14 protein-coding genes are annotated in these 16021 nt (G+C 66.3%); 6 read left to right on the top strand and 8 right to left on the bottom strand.

Annotated features, from left to right (window positions below; genetic code table 11):
• Nucleotides 1–195 precede the first annotated feature (195 nt).
• Nucleotides 196–612: a hypothetical protein gene (locus ACJH6I_RS10910; protein WP_406784056.1), complete on the top strand. Its 417-nt coding sequence runs from the start codon at nucleotides 196–198 to the stop codon at nucleotides 610–612.
• 263 nt (nucleotides 613–875) lie between these two features.
• Here the strand turns inward: ACJH6I_RS10910 and ACJH6I_RS10905 are convergent, their stop codons facing one another.
• A complete protein-coding gene (locus ACJH6I_RS10905; protein WP_318984066.1) occupies nucleotides 876–1673 on the bottom strand; it encodes a L,D-transpeptidase in 798 nt (265 codons plus the stop codon).
• A gap of 551 nt (nucleotides 1674–2224) precedes the next feature.
• On the opposite strand from ACJH6I_RS10905, the gene ACJH6I_RS10900 reads away from it, so the two are divergent.
• The 4 genes from ACJH6I_RS10900 (at nucleotide 2225) to ACJH6I_RS10885 (ending at nucleotide 6635) form a co-directional block, all read left to right on the top strand.
• Nucleotides 2225–3703 (top strand): wax ester/triacylglycerol synthase family O-acyltransferase, encoded by a 1479-nt coding sequence (locus ACJH6I_RS10900; RefSeq protein ID WP_318984067.1) that lies wholly within the window; start codon nucleotides 2225–2227, stop codon nucleotides 3701–3703.
• 74 nt (nucleotides 3704–3777) lie between these two features.
• A complete protein-coding gene (locus ACJH6I_RS10895; RefSeq protein ID WP_318984068.1) occupies nucleotides 3778–4551 on the top strand; it encodes a glucose 1-dehydrogenase in 774 nt (257 codons plus the stop codon).
• Between the two features lie 119 nt (nucleotides 4552–4670).
• Nucleotides 4671–5786 (top strand): alpha/beta hydrolase, encoded by a 1116-nt coding sequence (locus ACJH6I_RS10890; RefSeq protein WP_234789642.1) that lies wholly within the window; start codon nucleotides 4671–4673, stop codon nucleotides 5784–5786.
• 15 nt (nucleotides 5787–5801) lie between these two features.
• Complete coding sequence (locus ACJH6I_RS10885; protein WP_318984069.1) at nucleotides 5802–6635, top strand: hypothetical protein; 834 nt, start codon at nucleotides 5802–5804, stop codon at nucleotides 6633–6635.
• On the opposite strand, the gene ACJH6I_RS10880 is transcribed toward ACJH6I_RS10885, so the two are convergent.
• The 3 genes from ACJH6I_RS10880 to ACJH6I_RS10870 are packed head-to-tail and all read right to left on the bottom strand — an operon-like array spanning nucleotide 6632 to nucleotide 9801.
• Complete coding sequence (locus ACJH6I_RS10880; protein WP_318984070.1) at nucleotides 6632–7612, bottom strand: amidohydrolase family protein; 981 nt, start codon at nucleotides 7610–7612, stop codon at nucleotides 6632–6634. The two genes, ACJH6I_RS10885 and ACJH6I_RS10880, sit on opposite strands and share 4 nt — an antisense overlap.
• 14 nt (nucleotides 7613–7626) lie before the next feature.
• On the bottom strand, nucleotides 7627–8730 hold the full coding sequence (locus ACJH6I_RS10875; RefSeq protein WP_318984071.1) for an MBL fold metallo-hydrolase: 1104 nt from the start codon (nucleotides 8728–8730) through the stop codon (nucleotides 7627–7629).
• Between the two features lie 51 nt (nucleotides 8731–8781).
• Nucleotides 8782–9801: a glycoside hydrolase family 6 protein gene (locus ACJH6I_RS10870; RefSeq protein ID WP_318984072.1), complete on the bottom strand. Its 1020-nt coding sequence runs from the start codon at nucleotides 9799–9801 to the stop codon at nucleotides 8782–8784.
• A 214-nt stretch (nucleotides 9802–10015) separates the two neighbouring features.
• Here ACJH6I_RS10870 and ACJH6I_RS10865 point away from each other — a divergent pair, with 214 nt between their 5' ends.
• Nucleotides 10016–10537 carry a DUF302 domain-containing protein gene (locus tag ACJH6I_RS10865; protein WP_318984073.1) on the top strand — a complete coding sequence of 174 codons (522 nt, stop codon included), beginning with the start codon at nucleotides 10016–10018 and terminating at the stop codon, nucleotides 10535–10537.
• A 64-nt stretch (nucleotides 10538–10601) separates the two neighbouring features.
• Here the strand turns inward: ACJH6I_RS10865 and ACJH6I_RS10860 are convergent, their stop codons facing one another.
• From ACJH6I_RS10860 to ACJH6I_RS10845, 4 genes are read right to left on the bottom strand one after another with little or no spacing between them, the layout of a single operon-like run.
• Nucleotides 10602–10868, bottom strand: a complete 267-nt coding sequence (locus tag ACJH6I_RS10860) for a hypothetical protein (RefSeq protein WP_064858896.1) — start codon at nucleotides 10866–10868, stop codon at nucleotides 10602–10604.
• Between the two features lie 11 nt (nucleotides 10869–10879).
• Entirely contained in the window at nucleotides 10880–12802 is a 1923-nt protein-coding gene (locus ACJH6I_RS10855; RefSeq protein WP_318984074.1) for an acyl-CoA dehydrogenase, read from the bottom strand.
• Nucleotides 12803–12850: 48 nt separating this feature from the next.
• A complete protein-coding gene (locus tag ACJH6I_RS10850; protein ID WP_318984075.1) occupies nucleotides 12851–14161 on the bottom strand; it encodes a cytochrome P450 in 1311 nt (436 codons plus the stop codon).
• 6 nt (nucleotides 14162–14167) lie between these two features.
• Nucleotides 14168–15976, bottom strand: coding sequence for a peroxidase family protein (locus tag ACJH6I_RS10845; protein ID WP_318984076.1), 1809 nt, complete (start codon nucleotides 15974–15976; stop codon nucleotides 14168–14170).
• Nucleotides 15977–16021: the final 45 nt, after the last annotated feature.

The raw sequence follows: 16021 nt of genomic DNA, 5'->3' as shown, positions 1-16021 counted from the left end.
AGTCCCATGTCGAGCGCGCATCCGATTGAAAACATGTCTTGAACCAGCCTCTCGCGGTGCCCTACGGTTCAGCTGCGCAAATTTTCGGCGCTGTAATTTAAGGGCACATTCAAGGAGACGCCGGTGATGATCAGCTTTGGTCGAATCGCTGTGAAAATAGTTGCCAGCGCCGGTGTGTGCGCGACGGCCGTGGCCGTGAGCCCGACCGCAGCGGCAGTCCCACTCAAGACGGGCGGGTACGCGTGCGACGCGAGCGCCGTGGCACCTGCCGCAGGGGCACCCGCCGCCGCGGCAGCAGCTGCACCCTGCGCCGCGCCCGCCGTCGAATCCTCGGGCATCGTCGGCCCGCTGGCGGCCGCGCCGGTCGTTCCGGCAGCCGTCCCGCCGGTCCCCGCGGTCGTCCCGCCTGTCCCGGCAGCGGTGCCTCCCGTCGTGCCCCCGATCCCCGCCGGCTTGCCGATCGGGGCGCCCATCCCGATTGCCGCGGCCCCCGCCGCCATCCCGATGGACATGGGTGGCGTCGCCGATGGCAAGGAGGCCCGGACCCTGCGGCCCGTCGACGCCGGCGGCCCGACCCCCAATCTGCCGACCCAGCCCGGTCCGCAGAACTGAACCAGCCAGCTGCACAACCGCTTTCACCGAAGCACCCGAGCCCTCGTGGCTCGGGTGCTTCAGGCGTTCGGGGCGCAGAGTCAGCAGACCGCGGCAGCCACATCCTGTTGACGCTGTACTGAGGGCGCATTTGTGCGAGTAGACAGCGCCCTGACTTCAGGATCAACCCACCGTGGCCCGCAACCCGGATCGACCCTGAACTGAGGGCGCACTTGTCCGAGTAGGACCGCCTTGGCAGCGAAAGAGATTGGGGCGCAGCCTAACTAAGGCTCGACGATGACCGGATCACCGACGTTGACGGTGTTGTAGTACCACTCGGCTCCAGCGGGCGCCAGGCCGATACAGCCGTGGCTGACGTTTTCGAAGCCCATCGACTCGACGGCCCAGGGCGCCGAATGCACGAACAGTCCGCGTCGGCTGATCCGTACCGCGAACTCGACCTCCGTCATGTACCCGTCCGGATGATCGACGGGAATGCCGACGCTGCTCGAATCCATCAGTACATTGCGGTCTTTCGCCAACACGGTGTACTTACCGACCGGTGTCGCATACTCCGGACGACCCAAGGTCGCGAGCAGCGTGCCGGACTCACCCAGGTGCGGAAGGTGGTGCGGCGCCGGCATATCCGGCTGGGTCTGGCCGTCCACGGTCACGGTGAACGTGTGATCGGCGACGTGCGCGGTCCCGACGACCGCCGGACCGGTGGTGACTGCCATCGGCTGACCACCAACCGTCAACTTGATGGTGCTGTGCGCGGGCCAGAATCCGTCCGGATTCCATTGCACCACTTTGTTGTCCAGCCATTCGTACTTGCCCGTCATCGCCGGCGTCGACGTCACATCCAGGGCCATTTCGGCGGCCGCACGATTGGTGATCGGCCGCTTGAACGTCACGATGATCGGGTGCGCGACGCCGACCGGCACGCCCTGCGTCGGCTGCGTCGACTCGATGATCGAGCTCAACGGCAGGCGAATACCCGCCGTCTCGATACCGAGCGCACCGCCGGTGGTAGTGGTGGCGACCACGACCACGGCAAGGACACCGTGTACAAACACCCGCATATATCCGACCCCTTTGTGCGCTGGCCGCATGGTTGAACACCGTCATGGTATGGGGCGGTAAACGCCGAAATCCGTACGGCGCGTCAATATTTCGGTCAAAGATTCGTCACGGATTGGCCACCCAACATCACGACGCAGACCACCAGGAACAATCCCAGAGCCGATCGTCGCATCGACGACCCCGCGATGCTGCCGGCGCTGATCTACGGCGCGATCGTCGTGCCCCATCTCAATGTGGATATGTCGCGGAGATGTTGATCTTGAATCACGAAGTGCTCGACACCGAACCGGGCATCGATGAATTCGCCGTCGCGCCAAAGTAGTTTCCGCAGAATATATTTGTGCGCACATTCTTCACAACTTCTCGCCAGTCGTGGGAAAAATGAAACAGCTAACCGAGTGCACTTAGTGGAAGCATTCCGAATGGCGGGAGAACCGCTGATAGGCCGCGGATTTCGATCTCGCTGACTGGGAAGTAGCAATTGTAGATCCCGCATTCGTGGATACGTTATTGCCGCCACAAATCCGTGGTCCACGAGGGGAGTATTGCGGTGAAGCGTTTGTCCGGCATGGATGCCATGTTCTTGTCCATGGAGGGCACTGAATGGCCACAGCACACGCTGGGGTTGATGATTCTGGATCCCAGTGACGCACCAGGATTCAACTTCGAGCATCTGCGTGATCACCTCGACCGCCGGCTGCCCTACCTGCCGTCGTTCCGGCGCCGGATCCAAGAGGTGCCACTGGGCCTGGACCGGCCGGTGTGGGTCGACGATCCCGCGTTCAAGCTCGACTACCACATTCACCGCGCGGCGCTGCCCGCTCCCGGTGGCGAAAAGGAACTCGCCGACGTCGTCGGCGAAATCCTGGCCCGTCAGCTCAACCGCAACCAGCCCCTGTGGGAGAGCTGGTTCGTCGAGGGCCTCGAAGGCGGCCGCGTCGCCTTCATCGCCAAGACCCATCACTCGATCGTCGACGGCGTGTCCGGCGCCGGCCTCTCGTCGGTGCTGTGCGACGTCACTCCCGACGCCAAGGGCCCGATCGTCGAGCTGCCCGACGAGGCCGAGCAGCCCCGTCATTCGAGCCTCGAACTGTTCGCCAAGGGCACGCTGTCGGCCGCGACCACGCCGCCGAAAGTCGTTCAGTACCTTGGTCAAACCGTCCGCAACGCGGTGACCACCATCAGCCATCTGCGGCGTGATGACCCGCCGCCACGCCCCATGAGCGCCCCCAAGACCAGCTTCAACGGCGCGCTCAGCTCACACCGCAGCTTCGCGTACACGTCGCTGCCGATGGCGCACATCAAGCACGTCAAGAACGGTCTCGGTGTCAAGGTCAACGACGTGATCCTGAGCGTCGTCGCCGGCGCGCTGCGCACCTACCTGACCAAGCGCGACGCGCTGCCCGAGACTCCGGTGCTGGCGACCGTGCCGATGTCCACGCGCGACGCGGGCGACGAGACCCCCGGCAACCACGTCCACACCATGATCGCCTCCATGTGCACCGATGTGGAGGATCCGGTCGAGCGGCTGTCCGCCATCCACAACGGCATGAACAGCGCCAAGGCACTCGCCGAGGATCTGCAGGCCGGCCAGTCCATCGGTCTGACCGACTTCGCGCCGCCGGTACTGCTGAACCTGGCGTTCAAGGGCTTTCGCGCCGCCAAACTCGAGGACAAACTGCCCCTGGCCAGCAACCTCATCGTCTCGAACGTGCCCGGCCCGCCGATCCAGCTCTACATGGCCGGCGCCAAGATCGAGCACATCGTTCCCGTCGGCCCGCTGACCGTCGGCATGGGCATCAATGTGACCGTCTTCAGCTACGGCGGCAACGTCGACGTCGGCATCCAGGCCGATCCGGACCTCGTCGATGACCCGTGGGAGATCCTCGAGGGCGCCAAAGCAGAGCTCGACCGCCTGCTCGCCGCATCCGGCTGGGAAGAGCCTGTCGCGAAGAAGAACTCCCCCGCGGCCAAGAAAACCGGTGCCGCAATCCCACCGGGTGGGAGCTCCGCCGGCAGCGCCGAATAGATGTGCTTGCCTTCACACGAGGGCAGACGCAACGGCGCGATCCGTGCCCTGACGACGGAAAGGAAGTAACTGCAATGGCAGATTCGGACAGCTTGTCGGACGTGGTGGCCATTGTCACCGGTGGTTCACGCGGTCTCGGCGCGTCGATGGCACGGCACATCGTCGCCGGCGGCGGCAAGGTCGTCATTGCTGACGTCCTCGACGATGAGGGCAAGCAGTTGGCAGCCGAACTCGGGGACGCTGCGCGCTACACGCATCTCGACGTGACGGATCGCGCCCAGTGGGATACGGCCGTCGCACTGACGGTCGCGGAGTTCGGCAAGATCACCGGCTTGGTGAACAACGCCGGCATCTCCACCGGCCAATTCATCGAGCACGAACCGCTGGAGCACTTCCGCACGGTGCTCGACGTCAACCTGGTCGGCGTCTTCAACGGCATCCAGTCCGTCATCGCGCCGATGCGCGCTGCCGGCGGTGGCTCGATCGTCAACATCTCCTCGGCCGCGGGCTTGATGGGGCTGGCACTGACCGCCGGCTACGGCGCCTCCAAGTGGGCCGTCCGCGGCCTCGCCAAGATCGCCGCCGTCGAGCTCGGCACCGACCGCATCCGGGTGAACTCCGTGCACCCAGGCATGACCTACACGCCGATGACGGCAAACATCGGCATCCAGCAGGGCGAGGGCAACTACCCCAACACCCCGATGGGTCGCGTCGGCGAGGCCGACGAGATCGCCGGCGCCGTCACCTACCTGCTGTCGCGCGCCGCCTCATACGTCACCGGCGCCGAGATCGCGGTCGACGGCGGCTGGTCCGCCGGCCCCACCGTCAAGTACGTGATGGGTCAATAACTTCATAGGCGACCAGCCAATCGTCCGCCAGTTCAACATGTTTGAGCTGAACGCGGGTGCGCGCCGAGGGCCATCGGCGCGCACCCGCGGGCGGGACGACTTCCAGCAAGGAGACAATGGTGTCTGCCCCACTGAGGAACGATGAGTTGCCCGAGTCGCCCATGGTGAGCCGTCCGGACTGCATGGACGTCGGCGAGCGCATGGCCGTGGCTCCGCACGTCGCGATCGATGAAGCCGTGCTCGCCGTCATGCGCCTGCGCCAACCGAAGCTGCCGGCGGAAGCCGCACCGGACCGGCTCGCCGCCGACCTGGACAAGGCCGCGACCATGTTCAAGAGGCGGGGCTGGATTTCCAAACCGTCGAAGTACCACCGCACTCCCCCGAAACTCAACGACGCCGACGTCCTGCGCTGGAGCACCCACAGCGGCCCACTCGGGCACGAGTCGATGTCCTTCGCATCGGAATTCGACGCCCGGTCGTTCGAGCCGGGTGCGGGCCGGTGGCCCGGCAATGGCCGCAACGACACCGTCACCGTCCGGCTGCTGCGCCGCCCAGACTCCCCCGCGCCGTGGGTCGTCGCCCTGCACGGTTTCGGCATGGGATCGTCGCGCTTCGACCTGAACGTATTGTGGGCCAACTACCTGCACCACAAGCTCGGATACAATGTGGCGCTGCCGATTTCGCCATTGCACGGGCCGCGCCGCGAGTCGGCCGACGGCCAGCTGCTGTCCCTCGATCTCGCCTCGATGCTGCATGGCATCACGCAGGCCGTGTGGGATGTCCGCCGGTTGGTGAGCTGGATTCGCAGCACCACCGATGCCTCGGTGGGCCTCTACGGCGTCTCGCTCGGTGGCTACCTGTCCACCGTCCTGGCCGGCCTGGAACGGTTCGACGCGGTGGCCGCGGCGCTGCCATTCGCCGATCCACTCGCGCTGCTGACGCACCATGGCCCGCCCGCGGAGTACCGGGACGTCATCGCCTCCGACGACGCGCGGGCCGTCTTCCAGGTCGTGTCCCCGTTGGCGCTGCCGACGGTCGTCGCACCACGGGACCGGACACTGTTCATCGCCAAGGCGGACCGGCTGATTCCGGTGGAACAGTCGCAGGCCCTTGCTGATTCGTGGCACGCCGAGCATGTGCGCTGGGTCAATGCGGGGCACGTCGGGTTCACCTGGACCCGCGCGGCACGCGGAATTCTCGGCCGTCGGTTCCGCGAGTCACTCGGCACCGCGTAGGCCGGTATCCCGATCATGGCGAACTCCGCACCGTTCCCGTCCTGGGACTCGTTCCCGAACTGGGACGCGGTGTCGTCGTTCTGGGCGTCGACCGCAGGCGGCGCACTCACCAGCGGCCCGGCCGGCGCCTACAAGTCCCTGTTCGACACGGTGCGCAAGCAGGTCGTCGGTCGCCGCATGACCGTCAAGCTCAAATCGGGAGAGATGACGCTGACGGTGACGGCCATCGATGCCGACCTCGATATGCGGAGCCTCTCGGTCGGCCAACTCAACACCGTCTCGATCTCGGCGTCCGACATCGTCTGGGATGGTTGGCAATTCGACAATGCCACCGTTGTCCTGCACAACACCCACATCAAACCGACCAATACCCCGGTCCTCGTGGCGGCACCGCTCGATCTGACCATCGAGATGTCCACCACGGCGCTCGACAAGATCATCGACCGGGCGTCGTCGTTGCCGGGCCGGGCCGCGCCGAAGTTGCTCGGCCGGATCGACGCCGGTGGTGTCGCGCAAATCCGTTGGGCCAGAAGGCCTGACATCGGCTATCTCGAGGTGGACGCGACCATCGACGGGTCGACGCTGTTCGTGAAACCGCGAATGGTCGCGTTGCGCCGGGCCCGGTGGCACCTGCCGAACCGGTTGCCCGCCTATCGGATTCAGCTGCCGAAGCTGCCGCGTGAACTCGCGCCGACGTCCGTCAGCTTCAGTCCCGAGACGCTCCGGTTGACCGGGCGGATGCCCGAGTGGCGGGTAGCGGTGCCGCGCCGCCGCATCGAAGAGGCCGTCAACCAGCTCAACCAGGTGGGCAAGGCGCTCAATCTCAGCTGGATGGCGCGCGGCCGCTAGCTGCCGATCCTGGGAATGCGATCGCCGAAGAGCCGCAACGCATTCTCATAGCCGACCTTGCGGCGATCGGACTCGTCCATCGGATACGACGCCAGGAAGTTGGCCCCGTCGACGTTGTCGTCCATCGGGTAATCCACCGAGAACATGACGCGGTCGGTGCCCATGACCGCCAAGGTGCACGCCATGGCCGGCGGGGAGAAATTGCCGCTCGTGGTGAAGTAGAAGTTCTCCCGAAGATACTCCGACGGCAGTTTCTGCAGCCGGCCACCCGACCCGCCGAGCCCGTAGTACCGATCGGTGCGAAAAGCGGTGAAGGGCAGCATCTCTCCGAGATGACCGAGAATCATCTGCAGGTTCGGGTGCCGGTCGAACAGGCCCGAGTAGATCAATCGCAGCGCGTGCGTGCCCGCTTCGACGGCGAACCCCCACGACGCCAGGTGCAGACCCTGGTCGACGTACGGCGCGAACCAGGCATCCATCACCGCCGGGTGCGGGGTGGTGGGGTGCAGATAGAGCGGAACCCCCAGCGTCTCGGCGGTGGCGAACAACGGCTCGTAGGCGGGGTCGTCCAGATACCGGCCATGGGTGTGGCCGTTGATGAGCGCGCCCACCAGACCGAGATCGACGACAGCCCTGCGCAATTCGGCCACCGCGGCGTCCGGGTCCTGCGTGGCGAGAGTGGCGAAGCCGCCGAACCGGTCGGGATACTGCCGCACCGTCTCGGCGAGATCATCGTTGGCGCGGCGCGCGTAGTCGACGGCCAGCGCGGCGTCGTCGTACTCCTGCACACCGGGGTCGAAGAGGGACAGGATCTGGAAGTCGATGCCGGCGGCATCCATCTGCTCCAGCCGCAGCGGCCCACGGTCATAGAGCCGGTCGAAGCCGAGGCGGTTGTTGGACTCCAGCCAGGTGGCGACCACGTTGCCGTCACTCGCCGGGTTCCACGCGTAATGCTCTTCCAGCGCGATCAGGTGCATAGGCCGAGGATAAGTCAGAGAGCGAAGACCTGGCCGTCGCGCGCGACGGTGATCTTGCCCCGATAGCGGCGGCCGATTGCATCCCGCCACTTCGAGTCGGGCAGATCGGTGGGCGAATAGTGGCTCAACACAACATGCTTGGCGCCCGCCGCCGCGGCGACTTCACCCACCTGCTCGGCGGAGGTATGGGACCGGACCAGGTAGCCCGGCGGGAACCTACTGTTGTTGCCGCCGTCGGCGAGGCTGAACTGTGCTTCGTGCACCAGGATGTCGGTGCCCCGCGCGAGCGCGATCAGGTTGTCGGACTTGGTCGTGTCGCCCGAGAACGTGACCGAGACGCCAGCTCGCAGGAGGTCGAACCGGAAGGCGAAGGCCGGGTACACGTCGTAGTGGCTCACCAGGGTCGCGGTGACGCGCACATTGTTGTCGGTCATGACCGGGAAGGGGTCGGTGCGCGGCGCCCGGTTCTGGTAGTCCGAGCCGGGTGGCACGACGACCTCGTGCACATTGACCAGGTTCTGGATGTCGTCGGTGCCCATGTCCCGGATGAAGATGTTGCTCGTGTAGGCGAAAGCCCGGTGTAGCGCATCCGTCATGGCCGCGATGCCCGGTGTGGGATCGGCCGGCTCGACGGTCGGTGGGTTGGGGTTGCCGACCTCGCTCGGCGGCAGCCCACCGGCGGGGCCGGGTCCGTACACCGACACCGCGCCCTTACCCGGTGACGCGGTGTAGCCGCCGGACAGGAAGAAGCTGTAGTAGTCGACGATGTGATCGGTGTGCAGGTGCGTGATGAACAGGCTGCGCAGTTGATCGAACCTCAGCCCCGCGTTCGTGAAGGCGTTCAAAGAGCCCAGGCCGCAGTCGATCTGGTAGACGTCGTCACCGATCTTGAGCGCCGACGAGATGCCCGTCCGATTCGGTACCGGCGGCGGCCCTGCCTGCACCCCGAGCGTGATCAGTGCGTTCTGCGGCAGCGCCCCGCCGCCCGGCGCGGCTGAACTGCCGGCCGCGGTCGCGAGCGCGGCGCCGCCGAACAGCGCGGACACCGACGCGGCAATCGCGGTGCGCCGGGAAATCGCATCGACGCCGTCGGCGCAGTCAGGGCCACACCCGTGCATGACGGCAACGTATCGCCCTTTTCGCCGAAACCGTGGTCTCGGCGCGCGGAATCAGCGTGCTGCGTTGCGCGCCAGGTCGATGGCGAACGACTTCACGAACGTGCCCGCACCGGGTTCGCCGCGGCCGCACGACCCGTCGGACTCGCCGACGCGCTTGACCCACAGGTACGCATCGGCGTGCGCGCCGGCGGTGTCGGTGGTGGGTGCGACGCCCAGCGCGCGGCCGTCCGGGTTGCACCAGTACATCGGGTCGCCCTCGGCGGGCCCGGCACCGTTGCGCGAGGTGTCGATGACGTAGTGCGCGCCGTTGGTCAGGCCGGAGATCGCCTCGCCGTACCCGATCTCTTCATTGGTGGTGAAGTAGTTGGTGGTGTTGAGGCTGAAGCCGCGGGCCTTGGCGACACCGACATCGTTCAGCCGCGAGGCCATGGTCTCGGCGCTCACCCAGCGCGAGTGCCCGGCGTCGATGTAGACCGCCGCCGCCGGGTCGCGGGTCAGCGTGTCGACGGCGTAGCGGATCAGGTCGAAGCGCTCCTGCCGCTGGCCTGCGGACAGGCAGTCGGCCATCGCGAGCGCGTCGGGCTCGACGATGATCGCCGCCGGCGAGCCACCGAGGCCCGCCGCGACGCTGTCGATCCAGGCGCGGTAGCTGTCGGCCGAGCCGAATCCGCCCGCTGCGTAGCTACCGCAGTCGCGGTGCGGGATGCCGTACAGCACCAGCACAGGGGTGGCGCCCGCGGCATTCGCGGCACCGGCCAGGCCGGCAACGGTGCCGCCGACGGTCGAGGCGGGGAACGCCTGGTCGAGCCAGTAGGCCTGCGGCGTGTTGGCGATGGCGGTGAGCTCGGGGCTGGGCGGGTCGGCCTGTGCGGCGGCGGCCCGGGCCTTCGAGATCGGGTCGGCGTAGAAGGGCCGGCCGGCCAACGGGTTGCTGTCGTCGACCAGCCGGATCGACGGGGCGGTGGCATCGCGCGGCGCCGGGTCGACGGTCAGGCCGACGCTCGCGACAGCGGCGACGGCGAGGAGGGGAGCGGTCCAGCGGGCGACAGCGCCAACAGCCGAAGAGATCACCTCAGGAAAATAGTTCGACTTGGTCAATAAGCGCCAATCGGGGGCCAAAGTTGGTGTGCGAGTGATCAATGTGGCTGGTTGCTACTTCGGCCCTCGTCCGAACCGATGCCCATCCTGTTCCTGCGAACACCAGGATCATCTCGGCCTCCCCACCCGGCCACCGATTGGCCGAATGTGGTGTGTACACCCGGTTCCTACGCGAGGACAGACGACGATGACCACAGTTAAGGCTCACGCGATTCCGTTCAACGGGGTCCGGATGCGGTTCGACAGCGAAAAGACATTCGATGAACTGAGTGCCGATCTGCTCGCCGATATCGGTACCGAACCCGCGCAGATAACGGACCTGCAGGCGCTGGCGGATCGCGACTGGAGCGCGTTCGCAGCGGACGTGCAGCGACAGGCCGGACCGAGCGATTTCATGTTGATGCACCTGATCGACCACACCCGGTGGCTCAGCACCGCCGGCGTAGAGCGCAAGGCCCTGCGCGTCATCCTGGGCAATCCGCTCATCGCGATCACCATGATTCGGCACGACCTCATGGCCGGGCTCTTTGCTCCCGTGGAGGTGCTGCTGACGGAAGAGGATGACAGCCGGAGCGCCTTGACCTACGTCAAACCGTCGTCGCTGATGGTTGTCGACGACAACCCGCCGCTACTGGCGGCGGCACTGATCTTGGACGACAAACTCGCCGCTCTGGCCGCGAAAATCTCGAGCACCGGCGACGCAGCGTGAACTCGACCGGCGCGTCGGCTCTCCGTCACCACTTTCGATCTGGAGCCGAGGGAGAGGCGCTGCCCTAACGGTGCCCGCCGCCACCGCCTCCATGGTTGATCACGCCCGTGCCGGGGTAGAGGTACCACTCGTCATCGCCGAACGGGAACTCGTCATCGCTCGCGATGACCGGCGGCGACGCGGCCGGCACCGACGTCGGGCCGCTGATCTCACTGCCCTGACAGACGGTCACCGACGGGTCGCAGATGTCGGCCTGCGCAGCCGGAGCGACCAGGACGCCAACCGCCACGCCGGCCGCCACGAACAGTGCCGTCTTCTTCGAGAGGTCCATGGCGGGTCCTGTCATCGCACGTCCGGAATGCGCTCCGGATGCAGCATCTCGGCGTAGCGCAGCTGCTCGGGGATGCGGAATCCGTCGACCAGCACCTCGGCGTACGGCCGGAGCTTGCGGCAGCGATCGTTGATCCCGGCGGTGACGGCCTTGGCCCGATCCATGGACAGGAAGCGGTGCTCGATGTACCACGCCTTGTCCTCTTCGATCACCGACAACGCATACAGGTCGCACAGGAGGCCGAAGATCTCGCGGGCCTCGGGATCGGTGCACGCATCGATGCCGGCGGCGAAAGACTCGAACACGATGCGGTCGATGTGGGCCGAGGCCGCGTGCAGCACGTGGTCCTGCACCGAGTTGAACGCCTCGAAGGGACTCATCTCCTTGGAGTTGGCCTGCAGTCGGCGGGCCACGGTCGACAACAGGTAGTCGGCCCGGTCCTCGAACATCTTGGCCTGCGTGCCGCGGTTGAAGAGGCTGCCCTCTTCCTCGTTGTCCTGCCGGGTGTCGAGCAGGTTCTGCAGGATGGTCTCGGTGCCGGTGCTGCGGCGCACACGCTCCCGCGCCGTGCTGGTCGCGAACTTCACCCACTCGAACGGGCTCATGCCCTTGATGTCGTCGGCGTACTCGGTGAGCAGGTGTTTGGCCACCAGCTGCGTCAAGACGTGGTTGTCGCCTTCGAAGGTCGTGAAGACATCGGTGTCGGCCTTGAGCGCGATGAGGCGGTTCTCGGCCAGATAGCCCGCACCGCCGCAGGCCTCGCGACATTCCTGGATGGCCTTGGTGGCGTGCCACGTCGCGGTGGCCTTGAGGCCCGCGGCCCGCGCTTCCAGTTCCCGCTGCACCTCGCCGTCGGGTTCTTCGACGTCCTGCAGATCGTGCAGGTCCGACACCAATTCGTTCTGCGCGAACTGCAGCGCGTACGACTTCGCGATCAGCGGCAGCAGCCGACGCTGGTGCACCAGGTAGTCCATGATGAGGACTTCGTCGTCGGTCTTCGGCGCCTCGAACTGCCTGCGCTGCAACGCATACCGGGTCGCGATGTCCAATGCGACGCGCGCGGCGGCCGCGGCGCTGCCGCCGACCGTCACGCGGCCCCGGATCAGCGTGCCCAGCATCGTGAAGAACCGCCGGTTCGGGTTTTCGATCGGGGACGAGTACGTCCCGTCCTCGGCGACGTCGCCGTAGCGGTTGAGCAGGTTCTCCCGCGGGATGCGGACGTGGTCGAACTGGATGCGGCCGTTGTCGACACCGGGCAGTCCGCCCTTGTAGTGGCAGTCCGAGGTTCGGATGCCGGGCAGGTCGTTGCCGTACTCGTCGCGTATCGGCACGATGAAACAGTGCACGCCGTGGTTCTCGCCCTTGGTGATCAGCTGCGCGAAAACCGCTGACACCTGGGCTGATTCGGCCGCACCGCCGATGTAGTCCTTGCGCGACGTGGGCGTCGGTGAATCGATGACGAACTCGCCGGTGGCCGGGTCGTACGTCGCGGTCGTCTCCAGGGACTGCACGTCACTGCCGTGCCCGGTCTCGGTCATGCCGAAGCAGCCCACGAGGTCCAGGTCGATGGCCTTGCGCACGTACGCCTCATGGTGGCGTTCCGTGCCCAGGTTGTCGATGGCGCCGCCGAACAGGCCCCACTGCACGCCGGCCTTGACCATCAGCGACAGGTCGCTCATGGCCAGCATCTCGATACGGGCGATGGTGGCGCCCGCATCACCGTTGCCGCCGTGGCCCTTCGCGAAGGCGTCCTCGGCGGCCCCGCGCGACGCCATGTACTTCATCTGCTCGGTGACCTTGGCCCGGGCCACCGCGGTGTCCGGGGTGTAGTGCGGCTTGAACAGCTCCGCGGAAAGCTCTTCGCGAATAAGGTCTTTCACGTCGCGCCAACGCCCGTCGAGGGCGTAACGGAGATGTTCGGCGGTCGTCGTCACAAAGAGTCCCCTCCATCGCACGGTCGCGGTGACGACCGCATGGTCCATCTAGCGTTCAATGCTGATGCCGTACAGATCAATGCTATGCGGCAGCGACTTCTGTGGGTTCAGCGTAGCGCCGCGCAGCACCGGACCGGATTCGTTCAGTACGTGCGCCAGGAAGGCCTGCCCGAGGAACACCGACAGGCCGGCTCCCGGGCAGCCCTGCGGGCCGTGGCTGAAGAAGTTGTACGACCAGTCGCTGCCGGCGTCCCCGCTGACCCACTCACCCGGTGAGAACCGGTCGGCGTAAGGGATCCGGTCGCGGTTCCGGTGATTGAACACGTTGTAGATGAGGACCTGCTTGCCTTCGGGCAGCACTGCGCCACTGGGGAATTCGATGTCCCGGGTCGCGACTCGACCGAACAGCCCCGTCGTCGGCCACAACCGCATGGTGTCGAGCAGGCACCCGCCCAGATACTTCAGCGAGGCGATGCCCTGGCCCGAGTTGATGTCGGCCGACGCCAGCTCCGCCCGGACCTCACGCAGGTTCTCCGAGTGGGTGGACAACACCGCAAGGGTCCGGAAAGCGTTGGCCGCCAGGGTGTCCCCCATCGCGAACAGCCAGTGGATCACCTGACTCGCGGGACTCGCCGTCTCCGGTGGCGTCGTCTCTGCGATCAGCGCGGCCAGACTGCCCGGCTCAGGATCCTTCAGGTAGGACTCGATGTGCCCCACGAACTCCGGGTAGCCGGGCGCCGGCTCGCCGGGCATCCCGTTGCCCGCCGACATCAGTTCGCTGAGCTGTGAGGTGAGCCTGGCGTCGTCCGCGGCCTTGTCACCGAAGACCACGCAGCGCGTCAACCGCTGGAAGGCGGCGTTCCACGCCGCCCACTTCAGCTCTCCGGAGCCCAGGCCTTCGACGGTCCGCGCGACCTTCTCGACGAATGCCTGCGCCAGCCGGTGCACCGGGTGGCCGGTGTCCAGCACCGCCTCGGCGAACCGCCTGCGGTCCTCCCACGGCTGCCCGCGCGAGATGGTCAGTGCGTCCGGCTGGAACGCCGCCATGCCCTCGCGTTTGGGCTTCGGGTCGGAGGCGAACGGGTCGGGCGATCCACTCAACACGAACTCCAGGTCGTCGGGGTGATGCACCAGCAATGCCTCGTCGGCGACGACCCGCACGTAGAACGGACCGGGCCCGTAACTTCGGACCATGCCTTCGACCAGCTGGTACCCCAAGTAGTCCGAACCCAAACCGGATGCGATGCGCGTGGGCAACTCTCGCTTGTTGAACAGTCCCAGAAGGACATTCGGCACGCCGATCTGGGCGGTGAACCGAACCCCTTCGACGATGGATGCGTGCGGGAAATCCTCGGCCATCGTCCGTCAGCCCCAGGGCAGGTAGGCGCGGACCGAGTCGGCCAACTGCACCACCGGGTTCTTCTTCCCCGGCACCGGTGCACCCAGCTTCGGCCACGGTGCGAACACCCGCTCGACGTCGCCGATCACCGGCTCCAGCTCCGGGTAGTGCCGCAGCATCACGTCTTTCATGGTGTTGTTGTTCACCCAGTCGAACCCGACCTGCGTGTACACCTCGGGCTTGAAGTCGTTGGTGAAGAAGCGGTCGCTCTTGAGCCGGCGCGACGCCATCAGGATGAAGATCCGGAAGGCGGTGTCCGAGAAGCCGAATCCCTTCGGCGGCTGCTCGGCCTGCATGCCGATCTGCAGGTCGACGGCGTCGACGTCACCGTTGTAGACCTCGTTGATCTCCCGCGCCCACTGCTTGTTCGGCGTGATGTCGTCGATGGTCTTGCGCCGCGGCATCCGCAGTGCTTCGCGGAAGTCGTTGTAGCGCGGCACACCTCGCTCCCGGTCGCGCACGATGTCGAGGGTGGCGAGGTCGGTGACCTGGCCGTCGACGCGGGTCAGGTTGCGCAGCGCGTTCGGGTAGTTGTGCAGGCACACCGCGCCGGCGCTGGCGAGCCCGAACGAGTACCACATGTCGCCCATCTGGAGCTTGTCCATGAAACCGCGCGTGTAGCTGCCCTGCAGCTGGGTGAAGTCCGCCTTGACCAGGTGCTCGCCGGACTCCAGCGAGAAGAAGTTCCAGTCATCGGGGATCAGCGGGTGCATGCGGTAGACCGAGACGAATTCCTCGGTCAGCGAGAAGGGCGCAGCGTGGTGATCGGTCGACGATCCGACGACACCCGAGAGCGCCTCGCTGTCGCCGATGCGGCCGATCTTGTCGCGGAACGTTTCGCCAAGCGCGCCATACCAGTTCGCGTTCATGCCGATCTGCAGCGCCGGGTGCCGCAGGACGCACGGCGTCCACTCGACGGTGTGGATCTTGGCGATCAGCGCCGACACGACGAGCACACCGAGTTCGAAGAGGCGCTGGTCGTCGAAGCTCGGGTAGGCCTTCTTCAGTGCGTCACAGACGGCGTTGTGCTCACGCGCGAACATCGTGTGCAGCAGGCCGGTGCCGACCCAGTAGTTCTCTTTCATGCCGGTGAGGTCGATGCCGGGGATGTCACTCTCGGGCAGGCGGCCGCTCGGGTCGACCTTGACCTTGCCGTCGACGAAGGTGCGAATCTCCGCCTGGCGTTCCTTACCGCTGCCGTAGACCTGCGAGCCGTCCCACCAATGCGTCTCCGCATTGGCGAAAACCGGTGCGGGACAACCGTCGGCGATCTCCCCGCGCAGCGGGATGGTGCACCGGATCTTCATCGGGTTCTCGGGGAAATGATCATCGGCACTGAGCGGGATGTCGATGGTCTTGTCCGCGACACCGTCGCCGTGGAAGAACCAGTTGTGGTTCTCGAACTGCAACCATGCGGCGGCGAGTGCGTTGATGATGCCCGCGGGCTTGAAGTCGTCGCGGGCCATCAGCTTGCGGCTGATGACGCGGGGGTCGGGCTTGAGGAGTCGCTTGACGTCGGTGACGGTCATCGACAGCGGGACGTTGCGGCCGAAGCCGGTGCCCTTGGCGCCCATGTGCGGGTCTTGGAGATCGTTCCAGGTGCCATCAGGCTGACGAGCGCGACGCACCTCGTCGGTGGGCTGGCCCAGGTCGTCGGACGGCCGCATGCCGTACGCCTCGTAGAGGTTGTGCTCACGCAGCTCGTCACGGGTCTTGGACAGCGCGTTCAGCTGCAGCAGGAGAGAGGGGTATTCGTGCCACTGTGACGGAATCATGTTGTCGCCGTTTCTTTTTCGAAGTTGGTCGGTGGTCGTCGGATG

This window comes from Mycobacterium sp. SMC-13, from assembly GCF_045311035.1.
In the GTDB taxonomy this organism is placed as follows: domain Bacteria; phylum Actinomycetota; class Actinomycetes; order Mycobacteriales; family Mycobacteriaceae; genus Mycobacterium.
The sequence above is the reverse complement of the archived record's forward strand: the minus strand, read 5'-3'. Positions and strand labels throughout refer to the sequence as shown.

Bases quoted from the DNA above. Each gene is read 5' to 3' on its own strand.
- ACJH6I_RS10895 (WP_318984068.1), top strand. From the start codon at position 3,778: ATGGCAGATTCGGACAGCTTGTCGGACGTGGTGGCCATTGTCACCGGT.
- ACJH6I_RS10885 (WP_318984069.1), top strand. From the start codon at position 5,802: ATGGCGAACTCCGCACCGTTCCCGTCCTGGGACTCGTTCCCGAACTGG.
- ACJH6I_RS10875 (WP_318984071.1), bottom strand. From the start codon at position 8,730: ATGCACGGGTGTGGCCCTGACTGCGCCGACGGCGTCGATGCGATTTCC.
- ACJH6I_RS10850 (WP_318984075.1), bottom strand. From the start codon at position 14,161: ATGGCCGAGGATTTCCCGCACGCATCCATCGTCGAAGGGGTTCGGTTC.
- ACJH6I_RS10860 (WP_064858896.1), bottom strand. From the start codon at position 10,868: ATGGACCTCTCGAAGAAGACGGCACTGTTCGTGGCGGCCGGCGTGGCG.
- ACJH6I_RS10845 (WP_318984076.1), bottom strand. From the start codon at position 15,976: ATGATTCCGTCACAGTGGCACGAATACCCCTCTCTCCTGCTGCAGCTG.
- ACJH6I_RS10905 (WP_318984066.1), bottom strand. From the start codon at position 1,673: ATGCGGGTGTTTGTACACGGTGTCCTTGCCGTGGTCGTGGTCGCCACC.
- ACJH6I_RS10865 (WP_318984073.1), top strand. From the start codon at position 10,016: ATGACCACAGTTAAGGCTCACGCGATTCCGTTCAACGGGGTCCGGATG.
- ACJH6I_RS10880 (WP_318984070.1), bottom strand. From the start codon at position 7,612: ATGCACCTGATCGCGCTGGAAGAGCATTACGCGTGGAACCCGGCGAGT.